Annotated in this window: 8 protein-coding genes; 5 read left to right on the plus strand and 3 right to left on the minus strand. The window is 42.4% G+C overall.

Features of this window, described 5'->3' with window-relative positions:
* Positions 1–33 precede the first annotated feature (33 nt).
* Genes CHB62_RS04295 through CHB62_RS14585 form a run of 5 tightly spaced genes read left to right on the plus strand, consistent with a single transcriptional unit; the run spans position 34 to position 3,786 of the window.
* Entirely contained in the window at positions 34–783 is a 750-nt protein-coding gene (locus tag CHB62_RS04295; RefSeq protein ID WP_089365832.1) for an exodeoxyribonuclease III, read from the plus strand.
* A gap of 9 nt (positions 784–792) precedes the next feature.
* Positions 793–1,545 carry an SGNH/GDSL hydrolase family protein gene (locus CHB62_RS04300; protein ID WP_089365833.1) on the plus strand — a complete coding sequence of 251 codons (753 nt, stop codon included), beginning with the start codon at positions 793–795 and terminating at the stop codon, positions 1,543–1,545.
* 33 nt (positions 1,546–1,578) lie between these two features.
* Positions 1,579–3,060 (plus strand): MBOAT family O-acyltransferase, encoded by a 1,482-nt coding sequence (locus CHB62_RS04305; protein WP_089365834.1) that lies wholly within the window; start codon positions 1,579–1,581, stop codon positions 3,058–3,060.
* Between the two features lies 1 nt (position 3,061).
* Entirely contained in the window at positions 3,062–3,547 is a 486-nt protein-coding gene (locus CHB62_RS04310; RefSeq protein WP_089365835.1) for a hypothetical protein, read from the plus strand.
* A 44-nt stretch (positions 3,548–3,591) separates the two neighbouring features.
* Positions 3,592–3,786, plus strand: coding sequence for a hypothetical protein (locus CHB62_RS14585; RefSeq protein ID WP_141240401.1), 195 nt, complete (start codon positions 3,592–3,594; stop codon positions 3,784–3,786).
* Here the strand turns inward: CHB62_RS14585 and CHB62_RS04315 are convergent.
* From CHB62_RS04315 to CHB62_RS04325, 3 genes are all read right to left on the minus strand, one after another.
* Positions 3,774–4,883, minus strand: a complete 1,110-nt coding sequence (locus CHB62_RS04315; protein WP_089365836.1) for an energy transducer TonB — start codon at positions 4,881–4,883, stop codon at positions 3,774–3,776. The genes CHB62_RS14585 and CHB62_RS04315 overlap by 13 nt on opposite strands.
* Entirely contained in the window at positions 4,880–5,443 is a 564-nt protein-coding gene (locus tag CHB62_RS04320) for a DUF4251 domain-containing protein (protein ID WP_089365837.1), read from the minus strand. Before CHB62_RS04320 ends, CHB62_RS04315 begins: the two co-directional genes overlap by 4 nt.
* A gap of 149 nt (positions 5,444–5,592) precedes the next feature.
* On the minus strand, positions 5,593–6,045 hold the full coding sequence (locus tag CHB62_RS04325) for a hypothetical protein (protein WP_089365838.1): 453 nt from the start codon (positions 6,043–6,045) through the stop codon (positions 5,593–5,595).
* Positions 6,046–6,288 lie beyond the last annotated feature (243 nt).

The raw sequence follows: 6,288 nt of genomic DNA on the forward strand, positions 1-6,288 counted from the left end.
TTAATTAAGAATAACAGCTAAGAAAGAAATACAATGAAGTTTATTTCATGGAATGTAAACGGGCTTCGCGCCTGCGTAGGGAAAGACTTTGAGCAGCAATTCAAGGACTTAGACGCTGATTTCTTCTGTCTTCAAGAAACGAAGATGCAAGCGGGACAACTCGACCTCAGCTTTCCTGGTTATGAATCTTACTGGAATTACGCTGACAAGAAAGGCTATTCTGGTACCGCTATCTACACTAAGCATAAGCCGTTGAACGTCACCTACGGTATTGATATTGATGAGCACGACCATGAGGGACGTGTGATTACACTCGAGATGGAAGACTTCTACCTCGTAACTGTTTATACACCGAACTCACAGGATGGGCTTCGTCGATTGGACTATCGTATGAAGTGGGAAGAAGACTTCCAAGCTTATCTTCACAGACTCGATGCTATTAAGCCCGTTATCGTATGTGGTGACATGAATGTTGCCCATCAGGAGATAGACCTTAAGAACCCAAAAACCAACCACAAGAATGCTGGCTTCACGGATGAAGAGCGTGAGAAGATGACCCAGTTGCTAAGTAATGGCTTCATCGACACTTTCCGCTCTCTTTATCCAGAGCAGGTTACTTACTCTTGGTGGTCGTATCGTTTCCGTGCAAGAGAGAAAAACACGGGGTGGCGTATTGACTATTTCCTTATATCAGAACGTCTCAAAGACCGCCTTGAAGACGCCAAAATTCATACAGAGATTATGGGAAGCGACCATTGTCCTGTAGAGATTACCTTGAAATAAGACGCTCGTATGCAGGCCCAGATAAAGACATTACTCTTGATGGCTGCTGTCATGGCAGCCATTATTGTCTATGCTGTTATCCCAACAGAGATAACTATGGGCAACTATACCATCCGCAAAATTACCCTTACCAACCTCAGTCAACCACTTATTGAGAGGTCAAAACCCATAAAGCATACCGCTAAGAAGGTGCGTCGCAACCAGACTATCCTTTTTATAGGAGACTCTATGGTGGAAGGACTATCACGTAGGCTGGGTGATTATGCAGGTGAGAACGGCCATAAACTATATACCGTCATCTGGTATAGTTCTACTACAGAGCGCTGGGGAACAACCCAAACATTAGAGCACTTCATTGCTGAATACAAGCCAACCTACGTCCTTATCTGTCTTGGAAGTAATGAGTTATTCATCAACGACCTTGCCAATCGCACGCAATACGTACAGCAGTTGGTTAAAAAGTTAGGTAATCTCCCCTTCGTATGGATAAGTCCTTCTAACTGGAACGGCGACACTGGCATCAATGATGTTATAGAAGAGAATGTTGGGAAGGGCCATTTCTTCGACAGTCGTAACCTTAAACTCAAAAGAGGTAGCGACCATTATCACCCTACCTGGGCTGCAGCAGCCTACTGGATGGATACCGCTGCGAAGTTTATTAAGAGTAAGGAGTGTGCCAACCCACTGCTACTTAATAAACCCAAAGCCCATCATAAGGCTACGAATACAAAGCTTTTACAACCTTCCTTCGAGGGTTATTAAATAGGAAAGAAGCAGCACTTAAACGATTGATAGATGGCAGAGATAACACAGCTAACAACCGCCTTATTCGATTTCTTGTCTTCACAAGACAAGAACTGGTCGCTGTGTACATTTCCTTTTATGGTTTCCTTCCTTGTTTTCTTCGCTATTTACATCGGATTAAACCGCTATCGACCGATGTGGACTAAGGTCTACATCATTGCTTTCAGCCTTTTCTTTGCTTTCAAAGCGAATGGAGTTTTGATGTGGCTATTGCCTATCATCACCATTAGCTCATGGTATCTCACTCGCTTTATGATGCGATTAAAACGGGGAAAGGTGCGTAAAATTGGACTTGCCCTCGTCATTCTATCAGAGTTAATCCCCCTACTCTACTACAAATACACAAACTTTACTCTTGAGATATTCCATGAACTCCTACGTAGTAACTTCTCTCCTGAGAAGATGCTGCTGCCTGTCGGTATCTCTTTCTTCACCTTTCAAGCTATCAGCTACACGGTTGATATCTATAAGGGGCACTATCCCAAGACGGCAGAACTCATTGACTACGCTTTCTACCTTACCTTTTTCCCACTTCTTATCGCTGGTCCTATCACCCGTGCTGAGGTATTACTTCCACAGGTTCAAACACTGAGAAATAAGGTCGACGACCGCCTTGTCTATAAAGGACTATGGCTCATCATCTGCGGATTAATAAAGAAAGCCCTCATAGCCGACTATATCGCACAATACAATAACATTGTTTTTGATGCCCCAGCAAGCCAAAGTGGCTTCGGTGACCTGATGGGTGTATTAGGTTTCTCAGTACAGATTTACTTCGATTTCGCAGGCTATAGCGACCTTGCCATTGGTGTTGCTGCACTGATGGGATACGAATTAAAAGACAACTTCAGGTTTCCTTATCAGAGTCTGAACCTCACTGAGTTCTGGCATCGTTGGCACATAGCCCTCTCCACATGGTTCCGTGACTATCTTTACATCCCATTGGGAGGTAACAGAAAAGGCGAGCTTCGCACCTACCTCAATAGCTTCTTGGCAATGATTGTGGCTGGTCTGTGGCATGGCGCATCGTGGATGTTCGTCGTATGGGGCGTACTTCATGGTATTGGACTGGTCATTCATAAGTTCTGCCGGAACAATGGTCTGAATAGGATACCAGATAATAAATACACCAAAACTATCAGTTGGTTTATTACGTTTAGCTATGTTTCTCTTGCATGGATATTCTTTCGTGCGGCGGACATGACGACTGCTACGACATTAATCAACAATATCCTGCATACAGTAAGCCTTACAGACGCTTACACCTTCCTAAAGGAATACCCCCTGTGGTTGGCCGTTGTTCTCATAAGTTTAGAACTTCATAGTATTCGAGAGACTGACTATAACTGGCTGCAAAGTAAGTTTATCAATTCTTCATGGCTTGTAAAGCTATGTATCTTTGCTGTTGTTATGCAGTTAGTTATTAATCTTAGTCATCATAGTATCCAACCTTTTATCTACACACAATTCTAAGATGGTTATCAAATACAAATATAGTGGCTTATTACTCTTAGGAGCGTTATTCATATCCATTGCCGTCTTCTTTTATATATGGTTTTTCTTTGGGCACAAAGGTGTAGACGCTGCCCATCCTTTCATGCTCATTATTGCACTCTCATTCATACTTCATACTGTTTCGTTTTGGCTTTTCAGACTTTTTGTTGCCTGCCAAAAACTATGGGAAAAAGACTATCTATCCATCAAAGGTGACCATATTTGTTTCTACGATTGCCTACGCTGCAAATATACGGAAGTAACTGCTGATGAAATAGAAGGGATAAACGACTACCATTATTACTTCGTTCCTTTCATCGTTCAGATAATTTATACAACAAAGGGAAGAATCTTCACCCTTCCAGGACTTACTAACGAAGGGCAAGAAAGGGTTACAGAAATCATTTACGACTTCCTATATCAAGCTGAAAAAGAGAAGGACGAAAAGCATACAACCATACCCTAAAAGAAGATAAGTATAACCTATCAACTTTCCGTCTCCTCCCTTTGGTGAAACAAAACAAATGCTTTCGTGCTTCATTCACCTTTGAAACAAGCAAAGAACAAGCATTAATCGACTCTGAACCAACTCTTTATCGACAATCACATCTACATCTGTTTGCTTGGTGCGAAGCCTCCGCACCATTGGTGCTTACCATCCGCACCACACGTGCTAAGGCTCCGCACGACTCTTATTGGAAATGAAGAATAAGCGGGAGGTTATATCTGCAAGCCACAGGTTTACCATTGTGCATAGCAGGTTTCCAGCCTGTCAACAGTTGAAGAGCTGCTGCAATAGCACGATTTAACTCGATGTTATTAACCGTTAGAAAGGTGATATCTTTCAATGAACCATCCAAATCGACAATAAAAGAGACGAAAGTTTTATTCACAGGAGTCGTTTCGGGAGTAATACTCGTATAAGAAAGACTCTGCCCAATAGCGGCCGCTACATTCCCTTGAAACTGTGGCAATACTTCAGGGAACACCGAGTCAGTAGGTAAAGTAGTATATACAGCCTCCATAGGAAGATTTGTATTGCCTTCAGTTGATACCTTTTGCTTCATCCATCGCTTAAAGTCTTTAGAGAAAAGTACGTCAACCATGTCATCAGTCACGTCTGAATAAACCCCTCCACTCTTGTCTACACCGAGGTCGAAGCGTATGTTTTGTCCTTCCAAAGCAAACTGATTAGGAAGGTGATCCCAATCTATAGAGTCTGCTGTATGCGTGTTCGCCATATAATCTAATAGTTCACAGAACTGACTACGAATGTTAGCATCCTGCCACATACGTGTCTGATTGAACACATCCTTCTGTGTTAACACCTTCTTATTAATAAGGTCAAAGGTGAAATAAGAATACTTTTGCGTAATAACCCTTATCTCGTTACGCTCCTCCAGACGGGCAAGGAAAGACACATACCGTCCCTGTTCTAACCATAGACAGCGCAAACCCATATCATAATAACGCCTTTCTCTCCCCGTATCGTCCTTTATCGCATGCACTTCTTTACCTTGTAAGGACTCGAACTTCTTCCACCCAGCATCGTAACTATCTGATGCCTGCCCAAAAAAGAAGGCCGTAAGATATTGCTGTAACTCGGTCAGCACAGAACCACCCAAGCCCTTTGGCCATTCCAAATCCTTAGAGACAATCGTCAGCTTATTGCCATTCTCGTACAGATGGCGCGACGAATCATAGAGCATAGCATCCTTAGATGCAATTGTTCCTGCCGTCTGTCCGTAGGCCACAAGGCTTACGAACAGTGACAGGAACAAAGTATAAAGTCGGTTAATCATAATTTCATAAATGTTGTCTGGTGTCTCTTACTTGCTTTTTGACCCTTTGGTGTAAAAACATCATTAAGCTCCATCACACCAGAAAAGCTGATAGACTCCTTTCCACTGGGGTTGACGATAAGTGAGACAGTAGCATTGTCGAATACTTCAAGAACTATCTGATAACTCTCAAAATCATTACGTGTTGTCATGAAGATGCGCCGTCCGTCCTTCATCGGTTCTTCCTTATAACTCGTTAGAGGTTCAACAAGACTCAAGCCTCCGCCGCGTCCATAAGGAATTTGGTAGACTCTACCGAAGTAAGGGAGGAAGAGACCGACAGAGTCACCGCTCACCTCCATCCCCCAATCATACTGTAAATAGACTGCAGGACCTCGCATTGGATACATGCGGTCGACGAAGATACGATAACGATGCTCTCCTAAGTGAGCCTTCACAGCAGCGGTTCGCAACTGATTCATCTTCTCCTTTGGTACAGGATTACCTTCGGAATCATAATAGGTAGTAGCACAACCTGCAATAAGGACTGCTACAAAAAGAAATAAAAATAACCTTTTCATTGTCTACCTCTCTTTCTTTTAAGTCGTTATAAATCCACTCTCCTTTGTTCAAGAAGCTCCAGAACATGTTTACAAGACGATATATCGAACATAAAAAAGTGAATGTATGAACCTTAAAGACTTTTTTTTCAAATCTAAAAGTCGTCAGACTATTCTATCTTCTCTATCCTTGGCGCATCCATCTTCTCAATAGATGGAGCTGTCTGCTTGGCAGGAAGGTCAGAAGAAGGAGCTATGTCTGGTGCAGGAGCAGCAATAGGAGCATCATGATGGGTCGTTTGTTCCCTCTCAGATGAGGCCTTGCCTTTTTCGTCTTTAGCGTTCTTATCTTTCTCAGCATCAACAGTCTTATCCTCATCGGTCGTTTCCTTTTCCTTTGAAGGCTTCATGTCTGGCCAAAGATAATTACCGACAATATCAATCGTGTCCCTATCTGCGTTACGTTGTTGCACCTCTTCCTGCTCTTCTTCGGTCATGGGAGCATCGTCGGCAGCCACGATGAAATTATAAACTAACCCTAAAACCAAGAGGACAACCAGCCCACAAAGGACTTTAAAGGTCAACGACTTTCTAAATTTATGCTGTTTATTCTGATTTGACATAGCCTTATTACTTTTCTTTTCTAAGGAGTTCTCTATTTAAGTTCACGGAGAAATGCAATCGGTACATTCTCCTTCTATCTTTTGCAAAGATAAACATTAAAAAGGAGAATGTACCGAAAGATTACTAAAAAATATGCTTTTTGCAGCACGCAGAGTCAACCAGCAAGTGCAAAATTACAAAACGTGTTTAAAGAACTCACACTTTGGAGTAGAAAAGTTTAATTTTTCTCTTGGTCTTTCGTT

The organism is Prevotella jejuni (genome assembly GCF_900187995.1).
GTDB lineage: Bacteria > Bacteroidota > Bacteroidia > Bacteroidales > Bacteroidaceae > Prevotella > Prevotella jejuni.

Bases quoted from the DNA above. Each gene is read 5' to 3' on its own strand.
- CHB62_RS04300 (WP_089365833.1), top strand. From the start codon at position 793: ATGCAGGCCCAGATAAAGACATTACTCTTGATGGCTGCTGTCATGGCA.
- CHB62_RS04315 (WP_089365836.1), bottom strand. From the start codon at position 4,883: ATGATTAACCGACTTTATACTTTGTTCCTGTCACTGTTCGTAAGCCTT.
- CHB62_RS04295 (WP_089365832.1), top strand. From the start codon at position 34: ATGAAGTTTATTTCATGGAATGTAAACGGGCTTCGCGCCTGCGTAGGG.
- CHB62_RS04320 (WP_089365837.1), bottom strand. From the start codon at position 5,443: ATGAAAAGGTTATTTTTATTTCTTTTTGTAGCAGTCCTTATTGCAGGT.
- CHB62_RS04310 (WP_089365835.1), top strand. From the start codon at position 3,062: ATGGTTATCAAATACAAATATAGTGGCTTATTACTCTTAGGAGCGTTA.
- CHB62_RS04305 (WP_089365834.1), top strand. From the start codon at position 1,579: ATGGCAGAGATAACACAGCTAACAACCGCCTTATTCGATTTCTTGTCT.
- CHB62_RS04325 (WP_089365838.1), bottom strand. From the start codon at position 6,045: ATGTCAAATCAGAATAAACAGCATAAATTTAGAAAGTCGTTGACCTTT.